Annotated in this window: 1 protein-coding gene; it reads right to left on the minus strand. The window is 29.3% G+C overall.

Annotated features, from left to right (window positions below; genetic code table 11):
- Positions 1-133: 133 nt before the first annotated feature.
- Positions 134-328, minus strand: a 195-nt coding sequence (locus tag QP415_RS11110) for a hypothetical protein (RefSeq protein WP_285100102.1), incomplete at its 5' end; no start/stop codon positions are given.

Here is a 328-nt window from a genome sequence, read left to right on the forward strand (position 1 = left end):
ATCGACAAAAATATAAGGAAATTGCCTAAAATTTACTGAATAATCTGTATGTATTTAATACAGAAAACGTATCTGTTTAGTACTTAATTTGTATGTAATAAGCGCGTATAAATTTATGTATAGTATTGTTATATCAAGCTTTCTGTGTATGTATAAAGACTGTATATTTTTGAAAAATCGCTATCACTTGTCTGTATAAATTATGTAAAAAAGAATCCCTTTGGCTCAGCCAAAGTAAGCAAAATCTAGGTGCTTTAGTACCAGCTTTTGCTATCAGGGATTCCTTATGCTCTTTCAAATAATTGGGACAATTTTTTGAAATCAGAGG

This window comes from Pauljensenia sp. UMB3104, assembly GCF_030217285.1.
Taxonomy (GTDB): domain Bacteria; phylum Actinomycetota; class Actinomycetes; order Actinomycetales; family Actinomycetaceae; genus Pauljensenia.